The 25,976-nt window shown below is 60.7% G+C and carries 21 protein-coding genes and 1 pseudogene; 14 read left to right on the top strand and 8 right to left on the bottom strand.

Features of this window, described 5'->3' with window-relative positions; genetic code table 11:
- Positions 1-59: 59 nt before the first annotated feature.
- Together B0G77_RS33380 and B0G77_RS33385 are read right to left on the bottom strand one after the other, a co-directional pair.
- Positions 60-1,630, bottom strand: a pseudogene (locus B0G77_RS33380) (aldehyde dehydrogenase (NADP(+))).
- Positions 1,627-2,271: an isochorismatase family cysteine hydrolase gene (locus tag B0G77_RS33385; protein WP_133666083.1), complete on the bottom strand. Its 645-nt coding sequence runs from the start codon at positions 2,269-2,271 to the stop codon at positions 1,627-1,629. The pseudogene B0G77_RS33380 and the gene B0G77_RS33385 overlap by 4 nt, the downstream one beginning before the upstream one ends.
- 219 nt (positions 2,272-2,490) lie before the next feature.
- Between B0G77_RS33385 and B0G77_RS33390 the strand changes: the two genes are divergently transcribed.
- Entirely contained in the window at positions 2,491-2,823 is a 333-nt protein-coding gene (locus B0G77_RS33390) for a helix-turn-helix domain-containing protein (protein ID WP_279571367.1), read from the top strand.
- On the opposite strand, the gene B0G77_RS33395 is transcribed toward B0G77_RS33390, so the two are convergent.
- The gene (locus tag B0G77_RS33395; protein ID WP_133666084.1) at positions 2,735-3,787 is read right to left on the bottom strand and encodes an AraC family transcriptional regulator; all 1,053 of its coding nucleotides are present in this window, start codon (positions 3,785-3,787) and stop codon (positions 2,735-2,737) included. The genes B0G77_RS33390 and B0G77_RS33395 overlap by 89 nt on opposite strands.
- A gap of 118 nt (positions 3,788-3,905) precedes the next feature.
- On the opposite strand from B0G77_RS33395, the gene B0G77_RS33400 reads away from it, so the two are divergent.
- The 3 genes from B0G77_RS33400 to B0G77_RS33410 all read left to right on the top strand — a co-directional run bounded on the left by B0G77_RS33400 (position 3,906) and on the right by B0G77_RS33410 (position 9,420).
- Positions 3,906-4,316, top strand: a complete 411-nt coding sequence (locus B0G77_RS33400) for a hypothetical protein (protein WP_133666085.1) — start codon at positions 3,906-3,908, stop codon at positions 4,314-4,316.
- 181 nt (positions 4,317-4,497) lie between these two features.
- Positions 4,498-6,864 (top strand): glycoside hydrolase family 3 C-terminal domain-containing protein, encoded by a 2,367-nt coding sequence (locus B0G77_RS33405; protein WP_243751318.1) that lies wholly within the window; start codon positions 4,498-4,500, stop codon positions 6,862-6,864.
- Between the two features lie 540 nt (positions 6,865-7,404).
- Complete coding sequence (locus B0G77_RS33410; protein ID WP_133666086.1) at positions 7,405-9,420, top strand: acyl CoA:acetate/3-ketoacid CoA transferase; 2,016 nt, start codon at positions 7,405-7,407, stop codon at positions 9,418-9,420.
- Positions 9,421-9,428: 8 nt separating this feature from the next.
- Here B0G77_RS33410 and gudD read toward each other — a convergent pair whose 3' ends face one another.
- Both gudD and B0G77_RS33420 read right to left on the bottom strand, forming a co-directional pair.
- Positions 9,429-10,778, bottom strand: a complete 1,350-nt coding sequence (gudD, locus tag B0G77_RS33415) for a glucarate dehydratase (protein ID WP_133666087.1) — start codon at positions 10,776-10,778, stop codon at positions 9,429-9,431.
- A gap of 184 nt (positions 10,779-10,962) precedes the next feature.
- A complete protein-coding gene (locus B0G77_RS33420) occupies positions 10,963-12,297 on the bottom strand; it encodes an MFS transporter (protein WP_133666088.1) in 1,335 nt (444 codons plus the stop codon).
- A 679-nt stretch (positions 12,298-12,976) separates the two neighbouring features.
- Here B0G77_RS33420 and B0G77_RS33425 point away from each other — a divergent pair.
- The 6 genes from B0G77_RS33425 (at position 12,977) to msrA (ending at position 18,869) form a co-directional block, all read left to right on the top strand.
- Positions 12,977-13,687 carry a FadR/GntR family transcriptional regulator gene (locus B0G77_RS33425; protein WP_133666089.1) on the top strand — a complete coding sequence of 237 codons (711 nt, stop codon included), beginning with the start codon at positions 12,977-12,979 and terminating at the stop codon, positions 13,685-13,687.
- Between the two features lie 328 nt (positions 13,688-14,015).
- Positions 14,016-14,465, top strand: coding sequence for a hypothetical protein (locus tag B0G77_RS33430; protein ID WP_133666985.1), 450 nt, complete (start codon positions 14,016-14,018; stop codon positions 14,463-14,465).
- 185 nt (positions 14,466-14,650) lie between these two features.
- A complete protein-coding gene (gene phoU, locus B0G77_RS33435) occupies positions 14,651-15,358 on the top strand; it encodes a phosphate signaling complex protein PhoU (protein WP_133666090.1) in 708 nt (235 codons plus the stop codon).
- Positions 15,359-15,766: 408 nt separating this feature from the next.
- The gene (locus B0G77_RS33440; protein WP_133666091.1) at positions 15,767-16,090 is read left to right on the top strand and encodes a DUF4148 domain-containing protein; all 324 of its coding nucleotides are present in this window, start codon (positions 15,767-15,769) and stop codon (positions 16,088-16,090) included.
- 242 nt (positions 16,091-16,332) lie between these two features.
- Positions 16,333-18,078, top strand: coding sequence for a cytochrome c biogenesis protein DipZ (locus tag B0G77_RS33445; protein WP_133666092.1), 1,746 nt, complete (start codon positions 16,333-16,335; stop codon positions 18,076-18,078).
- Between the two features lie 98 nt (positions 18,079-18,176).
- Positions 18,177-18,869 (top strand): peptide-methionine (S)-S-oxide reductase MsrA, encoded by a 693-nt coding sequence (gene msrA, locus B0G77_RS33450; protein ID WP_133666986.1) that lies wholly within the window; start codon positions 18,177-18,179, stop codon positions 18,867-18,869.
- A 70-nt stretch (positions 18,870-18,939) separates the two neighbouring features.
- Here the strand turns inward: msrA and B0G77_RS33455 are convergent, their stop codons facing one another.
- Entirely contained in the window at positions 18,940-19,131 is a 192-nt protein-coding gene (locus B0G77_RS33455) for a hypothetical protein (RefSeq protein ID WP_133666093.1), read from the bottom strand.
- 231 nt (positions 19,132-19,362) lie between these two features.
- Between B0G77_RS33455 and B0G77_RS33460 the strand changes: the two genes are divergently transcribed.
- Entirely contained in the window at positions 19,363-21,138 is a 1,776-nt protein-coding gene (locus tag B0G77_RS33460) for an ABC transporter transmembrane domain-containing protein (RefSeq protein WP_133666094.1), read from the top strand.
- 405 nt (positions 21,139-21,543) lie between these two features.
- Positions 21,544-21,897 carry a DUF1428 domain-containing protein gene (locus B0G77_RS33465; protein WP_133666095.1) on the top strand — a complete coding sequence of 118 codons (354 nt, stop codon included), beginning with the start codon at positions 21,544-21,546 and terminating at the stop codon, positions 21,895-21,897.
- A gap of 443 nt (positions 21,898-22,340) precedes the next feature.
- On the opposite strand, the gene B0G77_RS33470 is transcribed toward B0G77_RS33465, so the two are convergent.
- Entirely contained in the window at positions 22,341-23,396 is a 1,056-nt protein-coding gene (locus B0G77_RS33470; protein WP_133666096.1) for an aldo/keto reductase, read from the bottom strand.
- Between the two features lie 215 nt (positions 23,397-23,611).
- On the opposite strand from B0G77_RS33470, the gene B0G77_RS33475 reads away from it, so the two are divergent.
- Both B0G77_RS33475 and B0G77_RS33480 read left to right on the top strand, forming a co-directional pair.
- Positions 23,612-24,526: a LysR family transcriptional regulator gene (locus tag B0G77_RS33475; RefSeq protein ID WP_133666097.1), complete on the top strand. Its 915-nt coding sequence runs from the start codon at positions 23,612-23,614 to the stop codon at positions 24,524-24,526.
- A gap of 177 nt (positions 24,527-24,703) precedes the next feature.
- Positions 24,704-25,270, top strand: coding sequence for a hypothetical protein (locus B0G77_RS33480; protein WP_133666098.1), 567 nt, complete (start codon positions 24,704-24,706; stop codon positions 25,268-25,270).
- Positions 25,271-25,579: 309 nt separating this feature from the next.
- On the opposite strand, the gene B0G77_RS33485 is transcribed toward B0G77_RS33480, so the two are convergent.
- Positions 25,580-25,945, bottom strand: a complete 366-nt coding sequence (locus B0G77_RS33485; RefSeq protein WP_133666099.1) for an STAS/SEC14 domain-containing protein — start codon at positions 25,943-25,945, stop codon at positions 25,580-25,582.
- Between the last annotated feature and the right edge of the window lie 31 nt (positions 25,946-25,976).

Here is a 25,976-nt window from a genome sequence, read left to right on the forward strand (position 1 = left end):
CCCGCGACCCGGCGACACACGCAGGTCGCGGGTTCCTTTCGTGTGATCGCCAGCTTGAATCAGGCTTTCGACAACTCGCCATCCGTGAGGCGCCAGATGCCGCGGGGATTGTCATGCTTCAAGGCTTCGGGCAACAGTTCGTCCGGGAAGCCCTGATAGCACACGGGGCGCAGAAAGCGCTCGATCGAACTCATGCCAACTGAGGTGAAGCGGCTATCCGACGTCGCGGGAAATGGGCCGCCATGAATCGATGCGTATGACACTTCTTGCGGATGCGCGAACGCATTGACGACGATGCGTCCCGTGCGACGTTCGAGCAGCGGCAACAGGCGCGCGGCGAGCGGATAGTCGGACGGATCGATCTGGAAGGTCGCCGACAGCTGACCGCGAAACTGCTTCGCAATTGCGATCAGCTGTTCGATGTCTTTCACACGCACCAGAAGTGCAGCCGGGCCAAATACTTCTTCCGACAATGAAGGCTCGTCGAGCATGCGTGCTCCGTCGACCTCGAAGAGAACCGATTGACCGTCCCACGCACCTTGCGGTTTGCCGCCCGCTGCGATTCGTTCTGCACCTGCGTTGCTCTGCCGCTCCACATTCTTGCGATATGCGGAGCTGATGCCTGGCGTCAGCATCGTGCGCGCCTGCATCGATTCGACACGCGCGATCATCGCTCGCTTCAGTTCGATATAGCCGGGACCATCGATGGCGAGCAGGACCGCGGGCTTCAGGCAGGCCTGACCCACGGTGACCAGCATACGCTCGGTGAAACCATCGCCGATATCGCCGCCACGTGCAGCAAGCGCAGCCGGAAGCACGAAAGTCGGTTTGACGCTGGTCATTTCGGTGAAGACGGGGATCGGATCAGGACGTTGCTGCGCGCGCCGGAACAGCGCCATTCCACCGCCTTCGGAGCCCGTGAAGGTCACGCCCTTGATGAGCGGGTGATCGACCAGCGCCTCGCCGATCACATTACCGCGGCCGCGGACCAGAGAAAACACGCCCTCGTGCAGTCCCGAATCTTTCACAGCCTGCTGGATCACGCGGCCCATCAGTTCGGACGCGCCGGGATGCCCGTTGTGGGCTTTCAAAATGACGGGACAGCCAGCGGCCAGTGCTGACGCAGTATCGCCGCCTGCGACCGAATACGAGATCGGCTTGCACCGAAGATCGCGACAGGACCCAGCGCGATCTTCTGCAAGCGATGATCCATCCGCGGTCGTGGTTGACGCTCCGGCTGGGCGGGATCGATCGTTGCCTGGCGAAAGCGTCCTTGCCGGACGACGGTCGCGAACTGGCGAAACTGGGTCGCCGACTTCGCAGCTTCTCCTTCAAGTTGAGCAACAGGCAAGCCGGTTTCGAACGACGCGCGTTGCGCGAGCTCGGGTGTGATGGCGTCGAGGCCGTCGGCAATGCGTTCGAGAAACGCGGCACGTTCGGAAAGGCTCGTACGGTTATAACTATCGAATGCTTCATCGGCGAGTTGTGCTGCGTGATTGACTTCCGCGATTCCGCCAAACGCGAAGAGCGGTTCAATCTCAACATTCGTCGCTGGATTCAGCGCCTTCATGGTGCCGGCGGTTGCGGCTACGTCATGCGCGCCGATGAGCAGATTGCCAGTGAGCTTCATGCATGGTCTCCATGTGATTCGGGCGGAAGCGCGGCGATCAACTCGACGGTCGTCAGGATTTCGTGGGCGAAAGTCGGGCCGTTCAGTTCGTGTGCGGCGTGCATCATTTCCCTGGTGAACGCGGCCGTTGCATCGCGCACGAGTGTGACGTGATAGCCCAGTTCCATCGCAAAGCGGCTCGTCGATTCAATGCATGTGTTGGCCAGCAGGCCGACGACGATCACGTGTGTGATGCCTTGCTGTTTCAACTGGAAGTCGAGATTGGTGTTGGCAAAGCCGCTTTGGCCCCAGTGTTCCTGGATGACGATGTCGCCTTCCTGCGGCACGAAGTCCGGGTGCCATTCGCCACCCCACGTCCCATTTGCAAAGGTGTGACGTTGCTGAATCAGACGTTGAGTCGGATTCGGATGATCCCAGTTGTCGTAATCGCCGGGTTGCCACCGACGGTGCGGTACGTAGAAGACCTGGATATCGGCCTCGCGCACGGTGGCGACCGTGGCGCGGAGATTGTCCAGCAGCCGGACGTCGTCGGCGATGGCCTTGATCATGGGAAATACCTTGCCGCCGTTCGAGAGAAAGTCGTTATACGGGTCGACCAGTAACAGGCCGGTGCGCTCCGCGCGATACACAGGGTTAGTCATTTCAGTGCTCCAGTCAGAAAGTGCGGGCGAACCGGCCGCGTTTTGTAGTCGGCGGGCGCGCTGCTTTTGTCGGACGATTCGTGACGTCTCACGTATCGCATAACCTGAGCGCAGCATATAACTATGAAAAACATAGTGTCAAGTGCGACGTGGATTTTCGGATGATTTCAGGTGGTTGGCGTGAGTCCCGCCGAAGTCGATCTCACTGGACATATGCGTATGCACCTGCGAGGGCGATCTGTTCTACAGATTCAGACGGAAGCGACGCCGCAAATGGCGGCAACCCGCCTGAAGTCGCTCGAGGCAGATGGAATGATCGAGCGTCATCCGTATAGCGAGAAGCCGCTACGCCGCGAATATCGGCTGACCGGGAAGGGTCGGTCGTTCTATCCCGTCATTCACGCGCTGCGCGCGTGGGGCGAAACCTGGTGCAAGGACAAGACGGTCAGGAGATTGGTGAGAGCTATGCCTGACCGATCGTCGTCAACGGATCAGTTCCGCGCCAATTCGCCGTTCGATAGCGCGTCGGTGGTGTCCCGTAAGCGCGCGTAAAGAAGCGGGTGAACGCGCTCGTCGATCCGAAACGCATGCGATCGGCGATTTCGCTGATCGGTAGCTGCGTATGGGTAAGCAGCCAGGTCGCTTCATGCACACGCGCGAGATTGAGCAGATGGCCGAACTGAACCTGTTCGGCCTGCAACCGCCGTTGTAACGTCCAACGTGAAATTCCCAGCTGTTCGCAAAGGCGTTGCTGTATCCGTTCCTGGGACAGGTCGTCGGACGCGTCACGCAGCCACTCGTGTAAGTGCAGTTTGACCTGCTCGGCGAACGACGCGCGACCGCGGATCGTCTCGCGCAGGCGCATCGCCGCATCGAGATGAATGCTCGCGAGCGTCTCGTTGTATTTCACGAACGGTGTATGAAGCGCACTTGAGCGGAGAACGAGACGATTGCGCGGCTGATGATGCTCGATGCGTGTGCCGATCACATCGCTCCATGTTTTATATGCGGGCGACGGCGCACCGCTCAGTTCCGCGTCACCCACCTTCACGCGGGGGTCATAGAGCCGCGCGAGATCGACGATGATCGCGAAGTTGCCAAGTGCACGTCCCGTGAGATCGTCGCCGTCGAGCATATATTCGATTGCGATCGAGTCGTCCGATTGCTGGACCGTGACCCAATCCACATTGCCAATGATGTCGCGGTATTGAACGAAATGTTGCATCGCATCGCCGAGCGTCGGGCAATTGCAGACGACGCCCGCGAGCTCGGGGAACGGACGAAGCCATCCCGCGATTCCATTCTTGACCGGTTCGAATGGAACGGTCCAATCCGCCGCCATTCTCAACAGGCTCAAATGTCTGTCGCGACTGACCCGCGCATAAGGGTTCTCGAGCGAGTCTTCATCGAGTCCCATTCCTTTGGCGATCGCACGTGGATCGCAACCGTTCCGTTCGGCATGCGCGAGAAACAATCGATAAATACGCGCCGAGACAGTTTTCTGAAAGGCCATCATCGTTGTTTTCTCCGTATGACGCGCAAGTTTCCCCTACTACGACGCGGGTCGATCAATTCGGGTTTCCACTGGGATCGGCGCGATCAAATACCGCTCCTTGCGATCAAATGCGACGCCGATGCCTTCATTACACTCGATTTCACAAGCAGAAGATGCCCTGACCGGAGGAGTAATGCATCGGTTCGATTCGAAGAGTCGGCAAAACCAAAACTCAATGGAACCCGGTGCCATTGCTTGTGCATGCGGCATTGCGATGCCGATTGACGCATGCGGCCACGATATTACGCCCGCATCGACCGACCCGGGAGGAGTTGCCGATCAGCGGACGGCTCAATTCGTCGCCCAGATGACGACCACTGAGAAACGCCAGCTCGTCCATGGCACCGGTATGCCGATTCCCGGCTATGGTACCTCCCCGGCCGAAGCGCTGAGCGGCTCAAGCTATATCCCCGACATTCCCCGGCTCGGTGTTCCCGCGACAAGCAGAACCGATCCGGCCGCGGGGTCAAAGACAACAACGCGCGCGTGACCGCGCGGCCAGCGCCGATCGCGCTTGCCGCGCCCCACCTTCGAATACACGGCGGAGGATCCGGTACTGACTGGCACGGTGGAAGCGCGGGTATAGGCAACGCAGGTTGATGCATCAGCACCAGGACAATGGCTTGTAGCCTGAATACATAAACTGCCACCCCGTACATGAGGAGATGTGAATGAAGAGCCCCCGGATGCAATTGTCGATCCTCGCGAGTTTCTCTCTTTTAGCCTTTTGCGTTGCGTCGCAAGCCGACGAGAGCAGTGGTCCTAACACTGCCATGGGAGCCAGCCCGTTTGCCGCGCTAAGCGCATTCGCTGCTGCTATTGGTTTGGGAGGCGCAACCCCTCCAGCACACGGTGCGGATGACCGGCCGGGCAGCGGGAGCGGGGCGGATGCATTGATCGACCAGCGCGCGGGCCGGCTTGTCGCGCAGATGACGCTCGACGAGAAAATACAGCTTGTGCATGGCACGGGGTTTCCGAACATTGGTTTTGGCGGCCCGTTCCCGTCCTGGGTACATGGTGCAGGTTACATCCCCGGCATTGACCGGCTTGGAATTCCGCCAATTGCAAGTGCCGACTCCGCGGGCGGGGTGAACGTCTCGAACGTGGGCGCGACGGCGTTTCCTTCTCCGGTCGCGCTCGCATCAAGCTGGAACCCGCAGCTGGCAACGTTTTACGGCAGGCGCATTGCGAAGGAACTGCGCGTTCTGGGCTACGCTGAGGGCCTTGGCGGCGGGGTGAACCTTGCGCGTGAGCCGCGCAACGGCCGGACCTTCGAGTACATGGGAGAAGACCCGGTGCTTGCCGGCACAATGAGTGCGGCCCGCACCATTGGCACGCAGTCGCAGAAGGTCATTGCAACGGTCAAGCACTATGCGATGAACGATCAGGAGACGAATCGCACGACGAGTAACTCGGTCGTCGACGAACGAACGATGAGGGAGACCGAGCTTCTTGCATTCGAGATCGGCGTGAAGGAGGGCAGACCGGGCAACGTGATGTGCTCCTACAACCTGGTCAATGGCACATATGCATGCCAGAACCCGTACCTTCTCACGACGACCTTGAAGGGCGATTGGGGCTTCAAGGGAATCGTGCAGTCTGACTGGACGGCCAACCACAGCACGGTGGCGTCCGCGTTGGCAGGCCTAGACGAAGAGCAGCCAGGTGACGCCGGTACGGCGGGCGCCTCGTTTGGCATCACTTCCTACTTCAACTCAAAACTGAAGGATGCCGTGACATCGGGAAGCGTACCCATGTCCAGACTGAACGACATGGTTCAACGGAAGCTGCGCACCCTGATCAGCCTGGGCATGATGGATGATCCGCCAAAGCCTGGTGGAACGGTCGATCGCGCAGCGGGCAATGCGGATGCGTTGGCAGTCGCGCAACAGTCAATCGTACTCTTGAAAAACGCACAGCCAGGAGGTAGCTATCAACCGGTGCTGCCTTTGTCGGCTAATGCGCTGTCGTCGGTTGTGGTAGTCGGCGGTCATGCCGACGCAGGGGTGATGTCGGGCGGTGGTTCAGGCGCGGTCCCGGCAGCGGACGGTAACGCGGTCACCGGCTGCCAGTCGAGCAGTCCGTTCCTCTCGACCTGCGCGACCTGGTACAAATCGCCCCCGCTCAACGCGATCAGGGGCAAAGCCCCGCGTGCGACGGTGACTTACCTTGACGGCACGGACCCGGTCGCAGCTGCAAACGCGGCATCGAAGGCCGATGTTGCAATCGTCTTTGCCACCCAATGGGAAAGCGAGGGTTCGGATCTGGCCAGCCTGTCACTACCCAACGCGCAGAGCGATCCAGGCAACGAGCAATATGATCAGAACGCGCTTATCTCTGCGGTAGCAGCGAAGGCTAAACGGGTGATTGTCGTGCTCGAGAACGGTAGTCCCGTTCTCATGCCATGGATCGATAACGTGCAAGGCGTTGTCGAGGCTTGGTATCCGGGTGTACAGGGCGGCCAGGCGATCGCGGATATCCTGTTTGGTGATGCTAATCCGTCGGCGAAACTGCCGATCACATTCCCTAAGCGGGATGCCGACCTGCCTCAAACAACGATCGATGCAAGTAATCTCAACGTCGTCTACAGCGAGGGCTTGCTGATGGGCTATCGTTGGTACGACGCGAAGAGCATCGATCCCTTGTTCCCGTTTGGACACGGGTTGTCCTACACGACCTTCGGCTATTCGAGAATGAACGCGCAGGCCGACGGCCGTGGAAACGTCACAGTGACGTTCACGGTAACGAATACCGGGTCGCGCGCGGGCGCAGAAGTTGCGCAGGTGTACGCCACGCTGCCGCCAGGGCTGGGAGAGCCGCCTAAGCGGCTTGTCGGTTGGACGAAAGTGATGCTTCAACCTGGCGAGGCTCAACTGGTGAAGGTCTTCATTCCTGCGCAGCGCCTCGCGACATGGAACGTGAACAGGCACTTCTGGCAGCTTGACGGAGGAAGCTATGGGATAACGGCAGCCGCATCGTCGCGCGACCAGAACGCCTTGTCCCAGCGACTGTCATTGAAGCCGGCGCGGTGTGAATGATTGAGCTATCCAGCTCGGATTTCAGGTAGTACAGGCCGGGCGTCGTTCTGTCGGCGGCCCGGCCTCAGGCATATCTGGCGTGCAAAGCTTTCGGTCAGAGCGCCAGGGCCAAACGAACGCTGCATTCGACTGCGATTCGCGCTTCCAGGAGTCGGAACTCGACCAGGACACCGCGATACTCGCGCGCTGCAATGAGGTCGTGTGTCCATTTGCTTTTCCGAGCAAAGGCGTTGGCCTTAACTCCACGAACCCCCGTGATGACAACCCGCAGTCGCGAGTTCTGAAACTGGAGATTTCAGGGCGTAGCTGCCGCTACTCTCGTACGAGTCAGGGTAGCGGACCAGTCGACTAAGGCGCAGAATCGTCGCAAGTGGCTATTTCGCACGGGCCACGGCTGAGAGACGCGACCGCCGAGCCGGCGGCCATGACGTTCCGAACTGGTGCGCGTGGTGCAGCGGTGCTCCCGACGGTCTTGAACGTCGCGGAACTCTGCGCGTCACACCGTGCCACGTCGACGCCCACCGCGGACAAGGAGACATCATGAACGGAGGATTCCACTATCCGTTTCCTTCCTCGACGCGCAGCGTTGAGCGAGGGAAGGTTGTGACTGCACGCGAAGCCGTCCAGCTGGTGCGTTCCGGAGACACCATTGCCACCGGTGGTTTCGTGGGGATCGGATTTGCGGAAGAAGTTGCCGTTGCCCTGGAGCAGCGGTTTCTCGAGTCCGGAGGAAACGATGGCCCGACTCTGCGCGACCTGACGCTGGTCTACGCGGCCGGGCAAGGGGACGGCAAGACGAAAGGCCTGAACCATTTCGCGCACGCCGGTCTGGTGCGACGGGTCATCGGCGGTCACTGGGGTCTTGTTCCCGGCCTGCAGAAGCTGGCAATCGATGGCCTGATTGAGGCTTACAACCTTCCGCAAGGCGTCATTTCACATCTGTTTCGTGACATCGCCGCGCACAAGCCGGGGCACCTGTCGACGATTGGGCTGGGCACGTTCGTGGACCCGCGATATGGTGGCGGCAAGCTCAACTCACGGACGACCGACGACCTGGTCCGCCTCATGTTGGTCGACGACGAAGAGTTTCTCTTTTACAAGGCATTTCCGATAGACGTCGCCATCATCAGAGGTACGACGGCGGATGCGTCGGGCAACGTCACGATGGAGAAGGAGGCACTCACCCTCGAATCACTGTCGATTGCAACGGCCGCTCGCAATTCCGGTGGCGTCGTGATAGTTCAGGTCGAACGGCTTGCAGAGTCGAATACCTTGAATCCGAGGAACGTCAAGATACCGGGCATCATGGTCGATTGCGTGGTCGTCGCGCAGCCCGAGCATCACTGGCAAACCTTCGCCGTGCCCTATTCCGCCGCGTTTTCCAGCGAACTTCGGGTTGCCGCGACATCGCTGCCGCCGATGGCGCTGGACGCGCGGAAGGTCATTGCACGGCGGGCCGCGTTCGAATTGATGGCCAACAGTGTCGTCAACCTGGGCATCGGGATGCCGGAGGGAATCGCAAGTGTCGCCAATGAGGAACAGGTCATCGACCTCTTTACGATGACAACCGAGCCGGGCGTCATCGGGGGTATTCCTGCCGGCGGTCTGAACTTCGGCGCGGCAACGAACACCCAGGCCATCATCGATCAGCCTTATCAGTTCGACTTCTACGATGGTGGCGGGCTGGACATCGCTTTTCTCGGTCTCGCGCAGGCCGACCGGCAGGGCAACCTCAACGTAAGCAAATTCGGCCCGAAGCTCGCGGGCGCGGGCGGCTTTATCAACATCAGCCAGAGTGCCAAGAGGGTTGTATTCGTCGGCACGTTCAACGCAGGCGATCTCGATATCGCAATTGAAGACGGACGTCTGATAATCCTGCGTGACGGAACCTGCCACAAATTTGTCGATACCGTCGAGCATCGGACTTTCAGCGGTGAGTACGCGTTAAAGCGTGGCCAGCCGGTGCTCTACGTGACCGAGCGGTGTGTGTTTTCGCTCACGGCCGCTGGCCTTGAACTTGTTGAGGTCGGGCCCGGGATAGATATCCAGAGAGATATCGTTGCGCAGATGGGCTTTGCTCCGGTAATCGACAAAGCGCCGCGTTTGATGGACGAACGCATATTTCGGCCTGCCCCGATGGGTCTGCGAGGCGCCATCCTCAGGCTGCGCTTCAGCGAACGGTTCAGCTACGACGCCGCCCAGAACATACTTTTCATCAATTTTGAAGGGCACGAAGTTACCAGCCTCGAAGACGTCGAGGCTATACGGGCAGAGGTCGAAGCCAGGCTGCGCGACGCTCGCGTGAAGCCGCACGCGGTGGTGAACTACGATAACTTCTCAATCCGTCCGGAAGTCATCGACGCCTATTCCGATATGGTGACGTCCCTCGTCTCCCGGTTCTATTCGGGAGTGACGAGATATACGACGAGCAGCTTTCTCAGGATGAAGCTTGGAGAGGCGCTACAGCAGCGTAGCGTCTCAACGTATATCTACGAAAGTCCGGAGGAGGCAAAGGCACATGCAAGTCAGCGGCCATCAAGGCCGCATCCGGGGTAATGTTTGACCTAGCGCACGAGACACGGACGCTTGTTGTCGAATTTCCAGTTCGGTATCAGGTATTGCATGGCGATGCCGTCGTCGCGTGCGCCTAAACCGTGCTGCTGATACAGCGCATGCGCTTTATCGAGTTCGTCCAGGTCGAGTTCAACCCCAAGACCGGCCTTCTCCGGCACCCTTACCTTCCCGCCCACAATCTGCAGCGGATTGCGCGTCAGGCGCTGGCCGTCCTGCCAGATCCAGTGAGTATCGATGGCGGTAATCTTGCCAGGCGCCGCGGCGGCAACGTGCGTGAACATGGCGAGCGAAATGTCGAAGTGGTTGTTCGAATGCGATCCCCACGTAAGACCCCATTCGTTGCACATCTGCGCGACCCGCACCGAGCCTTGCATGGTCCAGAAGTGCGGGTCGGCGAGCGGGATGTCGACCGATTGCAGCTGGATGGCGTGACCCATCTGACGCCAGTCCGTGGCGATCATGTTCGTCGCGGTCGGCAGGCCGGTTGCGCGGCGGAATTCGGCCATCACTTCACGGCCCGAATAGCCGTTCTCGGCGCCGCACGGGTCTTCTGCGTAGGCAAGCACATCGTGTTTGTCGCGGCATAGACGGATTGCCTCCGACAGGGACCAGGCACCGTTCGGATCGAGCGTCACGCGTGCCTTCGGGAACCGCTCAGCGAGGGCGGTCACCGCTTCGATTTCGGCGTCGCCAGGAAGAACGCCGCCTTTGAGCTTGAAGTCGTTGAAGCCATAGCGCGCTTGTGCCGCTTCAGCCAGGCGCACGACCGCCTCGGGTGTCATGGCCTCTTCAGTGCGAACGCGCTCCCAGTCGTCGCGTCCCTCTGCACCGCTGGCGTAGGGCAGGTCAGTCTTCCCGCGGTCGCCGATGTAGAACAGGTAGCCGAGCATTTCCACTTCGTCCCGTTGCTGGCCTTCGCCAAGCAGTGCTGCGACGGGCACGCCCAGATGTTGTCCGAGCAGATCGAGCAGGGCAGCTTCGAGCGCGGTCACCGCATGAATTGTCGTGCGCAGGTCGAAGGTCTGCAAGCCGCGGCCACCGGCGTCACGGTCGGCGAACTGCGTGCGCACCTTGTTGAGTGTGGCGTGCAGATTGCCGATTGACTGACCCACGACAAGCGGACGGGCATCATCGATGGTCTTGCGGATGTTCTCGCCCCCGGGCACTTCACCTACGCCGGTGTTGCCGGCACTGTCGCGCAGGATAACGATGTTGCGAGTGAAGAACGGGCCGTGTGCGCCGCTCAGGTTCATCAACATACTGTCGCGACCCGCGACGGGCACGACGCGCAGTTCGGTGACCGCCGGGGTAGCGTTCAATGGGATTGAATTCGTGGACATGAGAGTAGGGCCAGGTAAGTGGGTTAGCCGGTTGACGGATAGTCAGTACGTTACGCGATGAAAGGCGCCCGGCTGCGAACCGCGCGTCGCGGCGTAAAGAACGCCTGGGTCAGGTGAGAGGGTCATGGGCATGACGGTCTCGGCCGCCGGATATCGCGTGGTTCATTTTCAAAGTCTCGGGCGGTCAATGCGCTTTGCCATGGACGGTTTGTACAGGCATGGCATGGCTCACACGGCGATTGCGGGTAAGGAAGCCTGCCGCCGCAGCAAGTAACGATGCCACCGCCAGGCCATACAGGCCACCGGAAATCGAGCCTGTGTGCTGTTGCAGGTAACCGAAAGCAGCCGGTGCGAAGAAGCCACCCAGGTTTCCAATTGAATTGATGAGTGCGATCACGGCTGCAGCGACCCGTGCGTCCAGGTATCCCTGCGGAATGGGCCAGAAGAGCGACGCTGCGGCCTTGAAGCCAATGGCCGAGAAGCAGATAGCGACGAACGAGAAGACCGGGTTGCCGGACGTCGAAGCGAACAGTCCGCAAGCCGCGATGATCAGGGCCGCCGCAAGCCACGCCTGCTGGAAGCGCCATTTGGCTGAAAGCACCGCAAAACAGTACATGGCGATCATTGCGATGAGCCAGGGTACGGCATTGAACAGGCCAACCTGGAAATCCGTCAGGCCCCCCATCTTTCGGATGATAGTCGGCAGCCAGAAAGTAGCCGCGTAAATCGTGAGCTGGATGGCGAAATAGAGAAGGCAGAACAGGATGATCTGCGGGTCTTTCAGGAGTTTCAGGGTCGGCACGTGCGCACCGCCGAGTGCTTCCCGCTCGGCCTGCTCGGCGGCGATGGACGTCTCGAGCGCGTTCTTCTCGCTTTCCGTGAGCCACGAAGCGTCGCGGATATGCGATTTCAGCAGCACCCAGGTTACGCCGCACAACAGGATGGAGAATCCGCCCTCGATGAGGAACATCCACTGCCAACCTTGCAATCCGAAGCCGCGAATCGACAGCAGCCCGCCCGTAATCGGCCCGGAAAGCACGGACGCGAGTGCCGAACCGGCAAGGAACACGGCAACCGCTTTGCCGCGTTCCTTTTGCGGTAGCCATTGGGTGAAGTAAAAGACGACACCGGGAAAGAAGCCCGCCTCGGCGACCCCAAGCAGGAAACGCAAAACGTAAAACGACGTGTCGTTCCAGACGAATGCCATTGCGGCAGCGACGAGGCCCCAGGTGCCCATGATGCGGGTCAGCCAGATCCGGGCCCCGTACTTTTGCATCAGGACGTTTGAAGGCACTTCAAATAGCGCATATCCGATGAAAAACAGTCCGCTGCCGAGTCCGAATGCTGCCGCACCGATACCTAAATCGGTTTCCATGTGCTGATTGACGAACCCAATGTTCACGCGGTCGACGTAGTTCGCGATAAACATGATGAGGAAGAGTGGCAGCACGTGCCGCTTGACCTTCGAAACCGCCGATTCGAGCACGTCGGTCGCTGGTCTAGTGAAAGCAGATGTCAAGATTGTCTCCAGTGTCGGCCGAATGGTCGGCCCAATCCAACGCAATGCGGTGCACCCGATAGAGCGGATGGGTCGCCATCTTGAATCGACGTCATCGGTTGTCCGATGACAGTCTACGATTTTCGTTTCTGCTTTCCAATACGGGTGTTTACCCTGCTTAAGTCGCAGGATACTGGGTCTGAATGAGGAAATATGCTGCGTTAATTCTGAGTCTCAGGGGATGCGAGCTAGGACGTCGGATGACATGAGGTATATTGGAAGGCGGCAGATGAAGACAACGTCGCCGACCTCCCCCGCCACAATTGAATAGATACGAGCAGAAGAACGAGAGTTGGAAGTACTCGTCGATGAGTCTGCCACGCGAATCGCGTGGCAATCGGTGGCAATTGCGATAGAAGTCCATCGCGGTCTTCGGGATCGCAGTTGAACACCGCCGACGAGTACACCTGAGATATCCGCCGCAGCTTTTGATTTTGCGTTGTCGGACAACGATTCGACCTGCTGTTTCGGCATGAAGACATCGAAACAGGATTCCCTTTCAACACGCCACCGCGGTTTTGGCGATGACATCGCCTTGAAGCGGGACTGGCGTTATGATGACTTATGTCGAGACGTCTGATGACGTGATCTCCCGCACGGAACGTGTGCTTTTCCTCGTGATTATTCAACAAGCCACAAAATGAGCAGCCTGACTGAGAAGGTGGTCGCCGCCCTGTCCGACGAAATTCGACGCGGAATCTTGAGGCCGGGAGACCGGATTCCCACAGAAGTCGCGATGATGAAGCAACTCTCTGTGAGTCGCTCTGTTGTTCGCGAGGCGATATCGCGCCTTCAGGCGGCGAAAGTTGTCGAGACACGCCACGGCATCGGCACGTTTGTATTGGCGCCGTCGACTGAAGAGCCAATGCAGTTGCCCGCAGCCGACCTCTCCAACATGCTCGATGTGATGGCCATTATCGAGTTCCGTATCGACGTTGAGGCAGCATCGGCCGCTCTGGCGGCAGGCAGGCGTACCGAGCAGAATCTCAAGCAGATGCGTAGCGCGTTAGACCGTTTCGAGTCCGAACTCGAAAGGGGGAGCACCGACGTGCTCGCGCACGATATTGAGTTTCATCTGCAGATTGCGCGAGCAAGCGGGAATCGCTACTTCTTTGACGTCCTCAGTCAACTCGGCCGCGCGGTGAGTCCGCGCACACGGCTTGGTTCCGCCGAACTTGCCGAGCTTGACCATATCGAGCACCTGCGAAACGTGCTGAGCGAGCATCGGCTGATTTACCGGGCAATCGAGCGTCAGGACGCGGACGACGCTCGCGCGGCAATGCGGATGCATTTGAGCAACAGTCGCGAAAGGCTTCGACGCGCACACGCCCTGAGCACAGCGGGGGGTTAGGGCGCTCCTGCAGACGCGGCTGAAAGAGATGGGTGACCCAACGCACGCTATGCCTGTTGGCTTTGACAGTGGCGCGACGTGAGAGACATCCGGGTTGCGGTGAGTCGTCGTTCCTGTCGAAGGCCCATGCTCGCATTGAACCCGCCAGCAAATTGCTGTTTCGCTTCAGACACTTGACGCTTCTTCACCCATGTTTTCCACAAATTTGCCAACAGATTATGTGGACAACTTTACGGTCGTCGGTGGGGCATGGCATCTCCAATGTGGTCTGGTAATCATCGATAAACGATATATACTGTTTATATCGTTTATCGATCTGGAGAGAATCATGAGTCAACCCAGCACGAGGAAGCCGACGAAGAAGGCCTTTCACTTTCCAAAGCATGCCAACGGCCACGCGAAGGCGGACGAGCAGCAAGCGAATGAGGAAAACGCTCCTGCAGTCGCAGCCCCGGATGCCGAACCGGCTTCGACGAAGGCCGCCAAACCGAAGCGCGCGAAGCCCGTTGATGCCGCACCAGTCAGTCCCGCCGTAGAGGTGAAAGCAAAACGCGCCAGGAAAGAGAAGGTGGTACGCGACAGCTTCACGATGCCAAAGTCCGACTACGACAAAATCGCGTCACTGAAACAGAAGTGTCTCGACGCAGGCGTCTCGGTGAAAAAGAGTGAGCTTCTTCGCGCTGGTCTGCATTTGCTGGACTCGGCTCCTGCCACGCGTCTGGTTGCGGCGATTTCGGCGGTCGAAACCGTCAAGACGGGTCGACCAGCAAAATCGTAGCTGTACGTCACCTCGGGCGGGCTGCTCATGCGGCCCGGAGGCGGGCAGCGCGCTTTGCTGGATGCTTATGCACGTTACATGCAACTTCGGCCACCGTTCCTTTCGACGCCAGCGTGCCGTGATGCGGCGCTCGCGAAATCGCAGGGATTGCGTAACCGGCCGGTTCAGCTAACGTGGGGGATCCGATGCCCGACAAGCACCTTTCCAGTCGATTCGACTCTGACCTCAATCGGGTACTGTCAAAGGTCTTCGAGATGGGCGGCATCGTTGAGTCACAAGTCGCCAATGCGCTGCAGGCGCTCAAGGACTTCGATCTGGACCTGGTCAGCAGAATCCTCACCGACGAGCGTCGACTCAATGCAATGGAAGCGGAAGTCGACGAAGAGTGCATCAACATTATCGCGCGGCGCCAGCCCGCTGCACGCGACCTGCGTCTGCTGATGTCCATCTCGAAGACCGTCACGAACCTCGAACGTGCCGGAGATGAAGCGCGGAAGGTCGCGAAGCGAACCCGCCGAATTGCGGAAGACGGCAAGGCGAGGACTATCGACACCGTGGGAGTCACTTTGTCCGGCGAAATGGCATTTACCATCCTCCGCCGTGCGCTTGATGCCTTCGCTCGCCTCGATACCGTTGCCGCAGCTCAAGTGGTCCGCGATGACGACGCTATCGACGAACAATTTCGTGCGTTCGTACGCACGCTGGTGACGAGCATGACAAAGGACCCTCGAATCATCTCCATCGGGCTGGACTATCTCTTCATTGCCAAGGCCATTGAACGCATCGGCGACCATGCGACGAACATAGCGGAATTCATCATCTATATCGTCAAAGGCAAGGATGTGCGCCACATCCCGCGTGAGCAGCTTGAGCGCGAAAGCCTGGGTGAATGACGGGACGGGCCTGGCTCACCAGGTGAAAGCGGCACGACATGCCGCACCAGCACCGGATCGCCTCGTACGTCACGATCACGCCAACGCGACTGATCGGTCAACCTGACAACGCCGACAACCACACCTGGCTCCGCGATTCGCCCCTCCGATATCTGAGCCTGCTCTATAGCGTGAACGCGAGCCAGAGCGATATTTGTGTCGTAGTGTATCCGCCGGTCAAACTGATACACAACATTGCAAATGACCTGCTTTCCAGACACATGCCAGATACCTCTGCGAGTTCAAATGCATCAACGCCGGAATCGACATGCATTCCACCTCGCAGATCCTAACGAGACTGTGGCCCGTGGTCTGTGATATCCGGACGTCTTTCTGACAGGACAGGACCCACTCTGGAGATAGGTCATCATGAAATCGCTTATTCAAGCCGTTGTCGTTGCTGCTGTGCTCGCTGCCCCGCTCGCCTCTTTCGCCCAGTCGAGCCAGCCCCTGACCCGTGCTCAAGTTCGCGCCGAACTGGTTCAGCTCGAAAAGGCCGGCTATAACCCGGCCAGCAGCGCCGATGCGTATTACCCGAATGACATCCAGGCTGCTGAAGCCCGCGTGGCTGCGCAAAACGATGCGACAGGCGGCATGGGCGGGACTGTCGGCGGTTCGTCGGCATCAGGTGCCCAAGTGGCCGCTCGCTCCGCAACTGATGATGGCATGAAGCCGATCTACTTCGGCCAATAACGCCGTTTGGCGCACGCTGGCTGTCGCGGCGGCAGCGGCAGCTGCCGACGCCGACAAGCCAGCCGAAAGCCTCGAAAACCCGCGCGGATGACCGATGGCTCCGGTTGCTGACGGCGGCACAGTGCACCGTACTGTGTCACGAGGGCACCGAGCGGCCTCACAGCGCTCTGCTCGATGACGAGCCTCGCGCGGGCGTATTCGCGTGCACCGGATGCCTACGAAGACCAACGGCTCAACAAATCATGTTACTCATCGTTCTCGCCTACCTGGGCGGTGCCCTCACGATCCTCAGCCCGTGCATCCTGCCGGTGCTGCCCTTCGTTTTCGCTCGCGCTGACCAGCCTTTTGTTCGCAGCGGCTTGCCGCTGCTTACCGGCATGGCGCTCACGTTCGCCGTCGTGGCGACGCTCGCGGCGGTCGGCGGCGGCTGGGTCGCCGAGGCCAATCAGTATGGCCGCTGGCTCGCGATCGCGCTGCTGGCCGTATTTGGCGTGACGCTGCTGCTGCCGCGCTTCGCCGACTATCTGATGCGCCCGCTGGTGAGCGCCGGCAACCGGCTTTCGACGTTCGCGCAGGGAAATGGCCAGCAGGTTCGCGCGGGTTCCTCGTTTTTGTTGGGTATCGCCACCGGCCTGCTGTGGGCACCATGCGCCGGGCCGATCCTCGGTCTTGTACTGACGGGTGCGGCCCTACGCGGCGCGAGCGTCGGCACCACGCTGCTGCTGTTCGCCTACGCGGCCGGAGCGGCGACCTCTCTGGCCGTGGCGCTGCTGATCGGCGGCCGGGTGTTTGCTGCAATGAAACGTTCGCTTGGCGCTGGTGAATGGATCCGCCGCGCGATTGGCGCGGCGATGCTGTGCGGCGTGGCGGCCATTGCACTTGGCCTCGACACCGGGGCATTGACTCGCTTATCGACCATTGCCACTGGCGGCCTTGAACAGAAACTGATCGACCGGTTCTCGCCCAGTTCGACGCCCGCCCGCGCGGTCTCAGCGGACAACGCGGCGCCGCTGCCCGTCGAAGGCGTGCTGCCCACGCTAGACGGCGCGGTTCAGTGGCTGAACTCGCCGCCGCTGACGGCGCAGGGGCTGCGCGGCAAGGTCGTGCTGGTCAATTTCTGGACCTATTCGTGCATCAACTGCCTGCGCACGCTGCCGTATGTGGAAGCGTGGGCGCAGAAATACAAGGATCAGGGACTCGTCGTCATTGGCGTGCATGCGCCCGAATTCGCGTTTGAACGCGACATCGAGAACGTGAAGAAGGCCACGCATGACCTCGGCATCGATTATCCCGTCGCGATCGACAACAACTACGCGATCTGGCGCACGCTGAACAACCAGTACTGGCCGGCGCAATATTTGGTCGACGCCAGGGGGCAAATCCGCTACCACCATTTTGGCGAAGGCGACGATGCACAGTCGGAAGAGGTCATCCAGGCGTTACTGACCGAAGCCGGTCACCCCGACGCAGCAAAGATCGCGGCGGGGCTGACAAACGCCAGCGTCCAGGGCGTGCAAGCGGCTGCCGACGCCGCCGATCTGCAGTCGCCGGAAACCTATATCGGCTACGGGCGCGCAGAGAATTTCGCTTCACCCGGCGGCGAAACGCAGGACCAGCCGCATACGTACACCGCGCCCGCGCAGCCTGCCTTGAATGACTGGGGGCTCGATGGCAGGTGGAAGGTCGGTGCCGAGTACGCGACGCTTGCGGCAGCGTGTGGGCGCATCGTCTACCAGTTTCATGCGCGCGATGTGCATCTGGTGCTCGGACCGGGCAGTGACGGCAAGCCGGTTCGGTTTCGCGTCAGCATCGACGGTGCTCCGCCTGGCGACGCGCACGGCACAGACGTCACCGCCGACGGCAGCGGAACCGTGACCGGGCAGCGGCTTTATCAACTGGTGCGGCAGACCGGTGACGTCAAGGATCACACTTTCTCGATCGAGTTTCTGGACCCGGGCGTCGAAGCCTATGCATTCACGTTCGGCTGACGCCTTGCGGACCGGCGCACATACACTGACCACTCAAAGGACTGACAATCGTGAACAGGACACCGACCATCACCGCTTCGTGGCGAAGCCGTTCGTCCATGGCCAGACTTGCCGGCCTCGTTACGCTGGCCGTGGGGGTAATCGCATTACAGCGTTTCGCAAATTCGGCCGAACCGGCAACGAAGATTCCCGCTCCTGCCCAGGACGAAGAAGTCGTCGCGGCGCATAGCGAAGCCGCCGTATTTGCCGGCGGCTGCTTCTGGGGCATGCAGGGTGTGTTCGAGCACGTGCGCGGCGTTAGGCAGGTTGCCTCAGGTTATACGGGCGGCTCGGCCAGCACGGCACACTACGACACCGTTGAAGAAGGCGATACCGGTCATGCGGAATCGGTACAGGTCACTTACGACCCGACGCAGATCACGTATGGGCGTCTGCTGCAGATCTTTTTCTCGGTCGCACATGATCCGACTGAATTGAACTACCAAGGTCCCGACCGCGGCACGCAATATCGCTCGGCCGTGTTCCCCGTCAATCAGGAGCAGCGCAGTGTTGCTCAGGCGTATATCGCGCAACTCGGAAAAGCCCATGTATTTTCGGCGCCGATCGTCACTCGCGTGGAGAACTTCAATGGGTTCTATCCGGCCGAAGCCTATCACCAGAATTTTCTCGCGCTGCATCCCGGCGACCCGTATATCGTCATCAACGATTTGCCGAAAGTGGACAACCTGAAAAAGATGTTTCCCGATCTCTACCTCAACGCTCCTTTACTCCTGAAAACCACCGCCTCGTAACAGTGTCATTCGCTGCGATCTGGTCCGCGTGATCGACGTCTTCAGCGCTGACATAGAGCGACTGGCCAGGCTAGCGACGCCCGCTGCGGCCCCACACATAGCGCACCCAGCGTCGCCACCGGCTCTGCGGCGGAGCGGGAGCGTTGCGCGTTACCTGCGCTTCGCGGTCGCGCTCGACGCTCTTCTGCACCTGCTCGTGGATCTGGCGGAACGTCAAGCCGCCGGGGCCTTTCAGTTTGTCAGGATCCGGGTTGTCTGTCATGGCAATGGCATACGCCTGATGAGTCGACTTGATCTTGATACAGATGGGCAGTCGCGGCAAGCTCGCTGAAGCAGTCTACCGGGCACCGCATAGCCAGGCAGGCGGGATTTCCGGAACGGCACGAGCGCACGCCGCGGTACCCATGGATCCGTGCCAAGCTTTTACGCGGGACGCCTTCGAATCCACAGGACTGGCAAAATCGGGAGACATTCGATCCGCTCAGGAATCCTCATGCCAGATTTCGCCCCGCGCGCTTCGCGTCTCGGTCCGCTGTTCGCCTTGTTACCCTTCCTTCGTCGTTATACCGGACGCTGGGCGCTGGCCTTCGTGGCGCTGGTGACGTCGGCGGGCGCGACACTGACGTTGCCGGTGGCATTCAAATACCTGATCGATCGGGGCTTCGCAGCCGGCAACCGGACGCATATCGATCGTTATTTTCTGGCGTTGTTCGTTGTGTCGCTGGTATTGGCCGGCGCCACAGCGCTGCGCTTCTACCTGGTGTCGTGGCTGGGTGAGCGGGTCACGGCTGATTTGCGGCGCGCGGTCTACGAGCACATCCTGGGGATGAGTCCACAGTTCTTTGAGACCACGCAGACCGGAGAGGTGCTGTCGCGGCTCACCGCTGACACCACGCTGATCCAGACGGTAGTGGGCACCAGCCTGTCGATGGGGTTGCGCAACTTCTTCCTGCTTACCGGCGGCGTCGCGATGCTGGCGGTGACGAGCCCCGTGCTGTCCGGCTACATCATGGCCACGCTGGTCGTCGTGGTCGCGCCCATCGTCGTCTTCGGGCGGCGTGTGCGTCGGCTCTCGCGCGCCAGCCAGGACAAGGTGGCCAACGCAAGCGCGCTGGCGGGCGAGGTACTCAACGCCATGCCAACCGTGCAGTCCTTTGTGCAGGAGCCCCGCGAGGCAACGCGCTTCGCCGGCGCGGTGGAAGTCGCATTCGAGACGGCACTCACGCGAATTCGGGCGCGCGCCTGGCTGACCGCAGTGGTGATCGTGCTGGTGTTCGCCGCCATCGTGTTCGTGCTGTGGCTCGGGGCGCAGGCGGTGCTGGGCGGCAGCATGACGGCGGGCCAATTGTCTCAGTTCATCCTCTACGCGGTGGTCACCGCCGGGGCGGTGGGAGCGGTCGCCGAAGTGTGGGGCGATCTGCAGCGGGCCGCCGGCGCCACGGAGCGGCTGCTGCAACTGCTGGCGGCGCGCTCGCCGGTCGCGCAGGCCGAGGCCACCGTACCGCTGCCGACGCGCGGGGAGGGCATCCGCTTCGACAACGTCAGCTTCTCTTATCCCTCGCGCCCAGGCGTCGCCGCGCTCACTGGACTCTCGCTCGATGTCCGTCCAGGCGAGCATGTCGCATTGGTCGGGCCATCCGGTGGCGGTAAGACCACGCTGTTCCAGCTGCTGCTGCGTTTTTACGATCCGCAGTCCGGCAGCATCCTCATCAACGGCGTCCCGACGCGGCAGGTGCCGCTCGCCGAGTTGCGCCGGGAAATCGGGGTGGTACTGCAGGAGTCGGTGATCTTTTCAGGCACTGTGCTCGACAATATCCGCTACGGCGCGCCCGATGCCACCCTCGCGCAAGTACAGCGCGCTGCAGAAATGGCCGCCGCGACCGGTTTTATCGAAGAGTTGCCGCAACGCTACGACACGTTTCTCGGCGAGCGCGGGGTGCGGCTCTCTGGCGGGCAACGTCAACGCATTGCGATCGCCCGCGCGATCCTGAAGAATCCGCCCATTCTGCTGCTCGACGAGGCCACCAGCGCCCTCGATGCCGCCAGCGAACGGCTCGTACAACAGGCGCTGGACAATGCCGCACAGAACCGCACCACGCTGGTCATTGCGCACCGCCTGGCTACCGTACAACAGGCCGACCGCATTGTCGTGCTGGACAAAGGTCGCATCGTCGCGCAGGGCCGTCACGCCGATCTTCTGCAGACCTCGCCGCTCTACGCGCAGCTTGCCGCCCTCCAGTTCGGCGAGCCGCTGGGGCAGACGATGTAGCACCGCGATCAGCGCGATCACTCCAACTCTGCGCGGCCGCGATCCACAACCGTCCGCAAAGATCGACCCGCCGGGGTGGCTTTTGATATTGGAAGATCCGGATGGCCGACGGATCCGTTTCTATACGCTCGAATCACACCCATTCACCCAGGACGTTTCCAGCCACAAATATGGGCTTGGCGCCTGGATGTTCTATCGCGTGGCTTCTTGTCCGTGTCTATCCATTGGTTCTGCGCCCCCCATGTGTGTATGTTTCGGAGAACCTCGAAATCTATGGTGAGTGTTGTCGAATTCTCAAGGCGTCGTTCGTCGTGTGTATAGGGGCGTGCTGTGACAATGCGGCGCCGATCGAAACGGCGCCGCATTGCACCCTCTATTCCTTGTTTACTAGAAAGGAGATCGTTCATGACTTACGTAGATGGATTTGTCGCCGCCGTGCCCACGGCCAATCGTGAAGCGTACAGGACGCACGCCGGATTGGCAGCGGCCGTCTTCAAGGAGCACGGCGCGCTGAGTGTGGTCGAGTGCTGGGGAGATGACGTCCCGGAAGGTAAGTTGACGTCCTTCCCGATGGCGGTCAAACGTCAGGATGACGAGGCGGTGGTGTTTTCCTGGGTTGTCTGGCCCTCGCGTCAGGCGCGAGACGAGGGAATGAAAGCAGTAATGGCCGACCCGCGGATACAGCCTGATAAGAATCCCATGCCTTTCGACGGCAAGCGGCTGATCTACGGCGGCTTTGAAGTGATCGTGGAAGTGTGAGGGCAAAGAAGGTGGCGCCAGTCGTAGACGCTCTGGAGCCGTTTCCATGCGTTGCTTTTGACAGTTCGTAATCGGAAAAGGCGACCTGCGAAAATGAATTGAACGAACGACGCTAGTCAAAGGTTTGGCGACAATCAACCTCCGTGTGACTGGAGGCGTGAACGTCAGCCGCTCCTGCTCCGCCTGGGTGGCGCGAAGGACACGGATGGCATGATCGCGTGCTCGTCGCGGCTGGCCAGAGCGTTGTCATCACCGGGCTCCCTGGGCTGCCTGTTCAACGCTTCGAAGCGTCGACGCAACAGGCGTCCAGGGATGGGGTGACGCTTCCGAGAACAGCGCCAGCGATGAGGATGCTCTCATGGTTCTTCAGTCGAAGTGATCGCACCCTCGCTGTCGCGCGGCCCTTTTCGGCGTGATTGACAGGCGACGCCGACGGAATCGCCCTATCCGTGCAGATGCGGTCCCAGTAACGACAGGTCAGGGCCTCCAAGACGGTCGTGTGCGGTCTGTACCTGGTGCCAGTAAGGGTAGAGCAGAGGCGGCGCGCTCACCTTGTCGAGTCGTGCGCGTTGCCCGGTGGTCAATGTGAGATTCGCGGCGCCCAGGTTGTCGCGCAACTGGGTCTCGTTGCGTCCGCCGATGATGACCGAGGCGACGGCCGGGCGCCCAAGCGTCCACGCAAGCGCAACCTGGGCGGCCGAGACCTGATGCTCGTCGGCAATCTCGACGAGTACATCGACGATCGACCACAACCGCTCCTCATTGCGGATCGGTGGCTCGGTCCAGCCAGCTAGCTGGCGCGTGCCCCCAGGCGTCGAGTTACGACGGTGCTTTCCGGATAACAGGCCACCTGCGAGCGGACTCCATACGAGAATGCCGAGCCCCTGATCGAGTGCGATGGGCGCGAGCTCGTATTCCGCTTCGCGTGCTTCGAGCGTGTAATGGATCTGCTGGCTCGCGAAACGCGGCAGGCGGTCGCGTTCGCTCACATGCAACGCCTTCATGAGGTGCCAGCCCGAGTAGTTCGAGCAGCCGACATATCGGACCTTGCCCTGCCGGACCAGCAGATCGAGCGCTTCGAGCGTTTCTTCAAGCGGCGTTATCCCGTCCCATTGATGAACCTGGTAGAGGTCGATCACATCGGTCTTGAGGCGTCGGAGGCTCGCTTCGCACGCTTCGATCAGATGATGCCGCGACAGGCCCCGATCGTTCGGACCGTCGCCCATGGGGAAGCGCGCCTTGGTGGCGATCAGCACGCCACCCTTGCGTTTGCCACCGAGCGCCGCGCCGACGATCTCCTCCGACGCGCCATTCGAATAGACATCCGCTGTATCGATCAGGTTGACGCCGGCGTCGATACACATGTCGATCTGCCGGCGCGCCTCTTCGAGGCCGACCTCGCCGACCTGCGCGAATTTGCCTTTGCCGCCCATCGTCATGGTGCCAAGGGTGATAGTCGATACCTTGAGACCCGAACGGCCGAGTTGACGATATTCCATGATGAAGCCCTCTCCTGTAACTGTTGCTCAGAATCCGGGACCGGCGCAGGGCCGTTTCGATCATCTTCGCGGACAAAGCGTGCCAGATGTCGTTGCGAGAGCGCGGTCAGGCACTCAACGATAGAGGAGATTGACTTATCATTCAAACAGAAATATATGATTAAATTGTGCACTTATAGTGCTTAATCGTAGAACCAGAGTACGAGGGAGGCGGCGTGGATCTGAAGCAGCTGGAACATTTTGTGGCGGTCGCGGAAGAACGGCATTTCACGCGCGCGTCGCGGCGTCTCAACCTGGTTCAGTCCGGGTTGTCGGCGTCGATCCGGTCATTGGAAGAGGACCTCGGCGGACCATTGTTTGTCCGCAGCACGAGGAGTGTCGGCCTGACGCCCGCAGGTGAAGTGCTCTTCGAGGAGGCGCGGCGCGTGCTCGCCGCAGCGCGGGAGGCGCGGCACGCCGTGACGCAGGTGCATGGGCTCGCTCGCGGTCGGCTCAGCATTGGTGCGATTCATAGCCTTGCGCCGTTCGTCGATCTGCCTGCTTCGCTGGGACAGTTTCGGGCCGCGTTCAGCGGGATCGACATCGAACTGACACTCGACGGCTCGCGCGCGTTGATTGATCAGGTGCGCGAAGGCCGCCTCGATCTCGCATTCACGCAGCCGCCGGACCCTTTGCCTGACGAACTGGGGATGCACATGTTCGCGTGTGAGGGGATGGTCGTGGTCTGCGCGGAGGATCACCGGCTCGCGGGCGCGAGTGACCTCAAGCTGTCCGATCTCAGCGAAGAAACGTTCGCCGACCTCCGTTCTGACTGGAGCGTGCGGCGCCTCGTCGATCGAAGTTTCGCGGCTGCAGGGTTGCAGCGTCGAACCGGCTTCGAGGTCAACGATCTGCCGATGTTGCTCGAACTGGCTGCGCAGGGCCTCGCGATCACAATGGTGCCTGAATCAGTGGCCGCCGCACGGGTGCGCGATACGCGCGGCGCGTCGATCGCGACTGCAACGTTGCGCGAAAGCGAGGAGCCCTGCTGGGAGCTTGCGGCGGTATTCAGGGGCGGCGCGCGGAACGAGCTGACACCACTCGCCCGGGCCTTCCTGGACTTGCTCCAGTTGCCCGACGTCGCATCCTGATGCTCGAGTTGCCGGGCATTCGCATGGTCGCCGCCGTTCTCCGGTCGCGACGGGTTGATTCCGATCTCTTGGCTCCCGAGCGTTTCCACGAAGCCAGGACCGTTAGCGTGTCGGCCCTTTTTTCGCCGCACGCCGAGATCACTCCGTCGGCATATCATTGTCAATACGGGGGGCAACATGAAACATGGACTGGTAGTTGGGCTGCTGTGCGGCGCGCTGCTTGCCGGTTGCATGTCGGCGGGGGTCGAAGTGAGGCCTGAACAAATGTCGAACTTCAAGCCCGGCGTGACGACGCTGCAAGACGTGACAGCCACACTCGGTCCAGCGTCGGTTCAGACAGCGCTGGACGACGGCTCGACGCTGTTGGTCTACACGTTTGTGACGTCGAGGCCGCACCCTGAGAGCTTTCTTCCTTTCATCGGGGCGCTGGTTGGCGGTGCCGACACGCGGTCGTCGGCGGCGGTGTTCCTGTTCAATTCACTCGGCATCCTCAAGACTGCAAACACCGCGACCTCGAACGTCGGCACGGGCCTGAGCGCCGACCTGCACAGCAAACCGACGCCAGACGTTAAGCCGCCCGTCGTGGTCAAGAGCATTCAGCCGCCCGCCGTGCAGAGCATTGAGCCGCTTCCGGAAGAAGACGTTCAACCGGCCCCGGAAAACAGCGTCGAGCCGCCACAAGAACAAAGCGTCCAGCCGGTTTCGAACACGCTGCGACGGACCTCAGTCATTCCCTACCAGTGAGTATCCGCTGCACGCCGATGCGACAGGAAGACCGTGTAGCCAAGGTTGCGCTCGAAGACCAGCCTGCCGGCCCTTGTAACTTGAAAGCCGCCCTTGAGATCGTGCCGGGCCCAAGCGGGTCGTCTGCCGCCGATCACCATCAGGCGCAGGTCGGCCAATTGCCGACATTCGCAGATCGCTGAAATCACCAAAATGAAGGCTGCGTAGGAGTCGGCCCAGCAAAACGCCTGAAATGCGCATGAATGCTGGGACTGGGGTAATCCACGCGGTCGGAGTGTCGGCGCCAACAGTGACCGCAAAAACAGTGCCTTAGTCGGCTGCGATCCAGTTCTTCGCCTCGGCGAGTTCGCTGTTCGCGAAGACCCGGACCGGGCAAAACAAGACAAAGCCAAGCATCCGCGTGGCGGTCGCAATCCACTCGACGTCGGTGACCAGGGCAACACGTTCCCACGCGCCGATATGGGTTACGCCTAACTTCATGTCGTCCCACATCGCACCGGAGGTGAATCCGCTGTAGTTGGGCCCCACTTGATACAGCAGGCGCACTTTCGATCGCTTCTTCAGCACAGCCTCTATCGCCGGGACGAGGACGGTCTCATAGTCGCTTCCTGTCACCTGGCCCGAGGCGGTGATGCCGACGACGTTTTCGGGAAGATTGGGGATCAGTTCGATCATGATGGTGCTCCGGGTGATGTGACGACGGGCA

This window comes from Paraburkholderia sp. BL10I2N1 (genome assembly GCF_004361815.1).
In the GTDB taxonomy this organism is placed as follows: Bacteria; Pseudomonadota; Gammaproteobacteria; order Burkholderiales; family Burkholderiaceae; genus Paraburkholderia.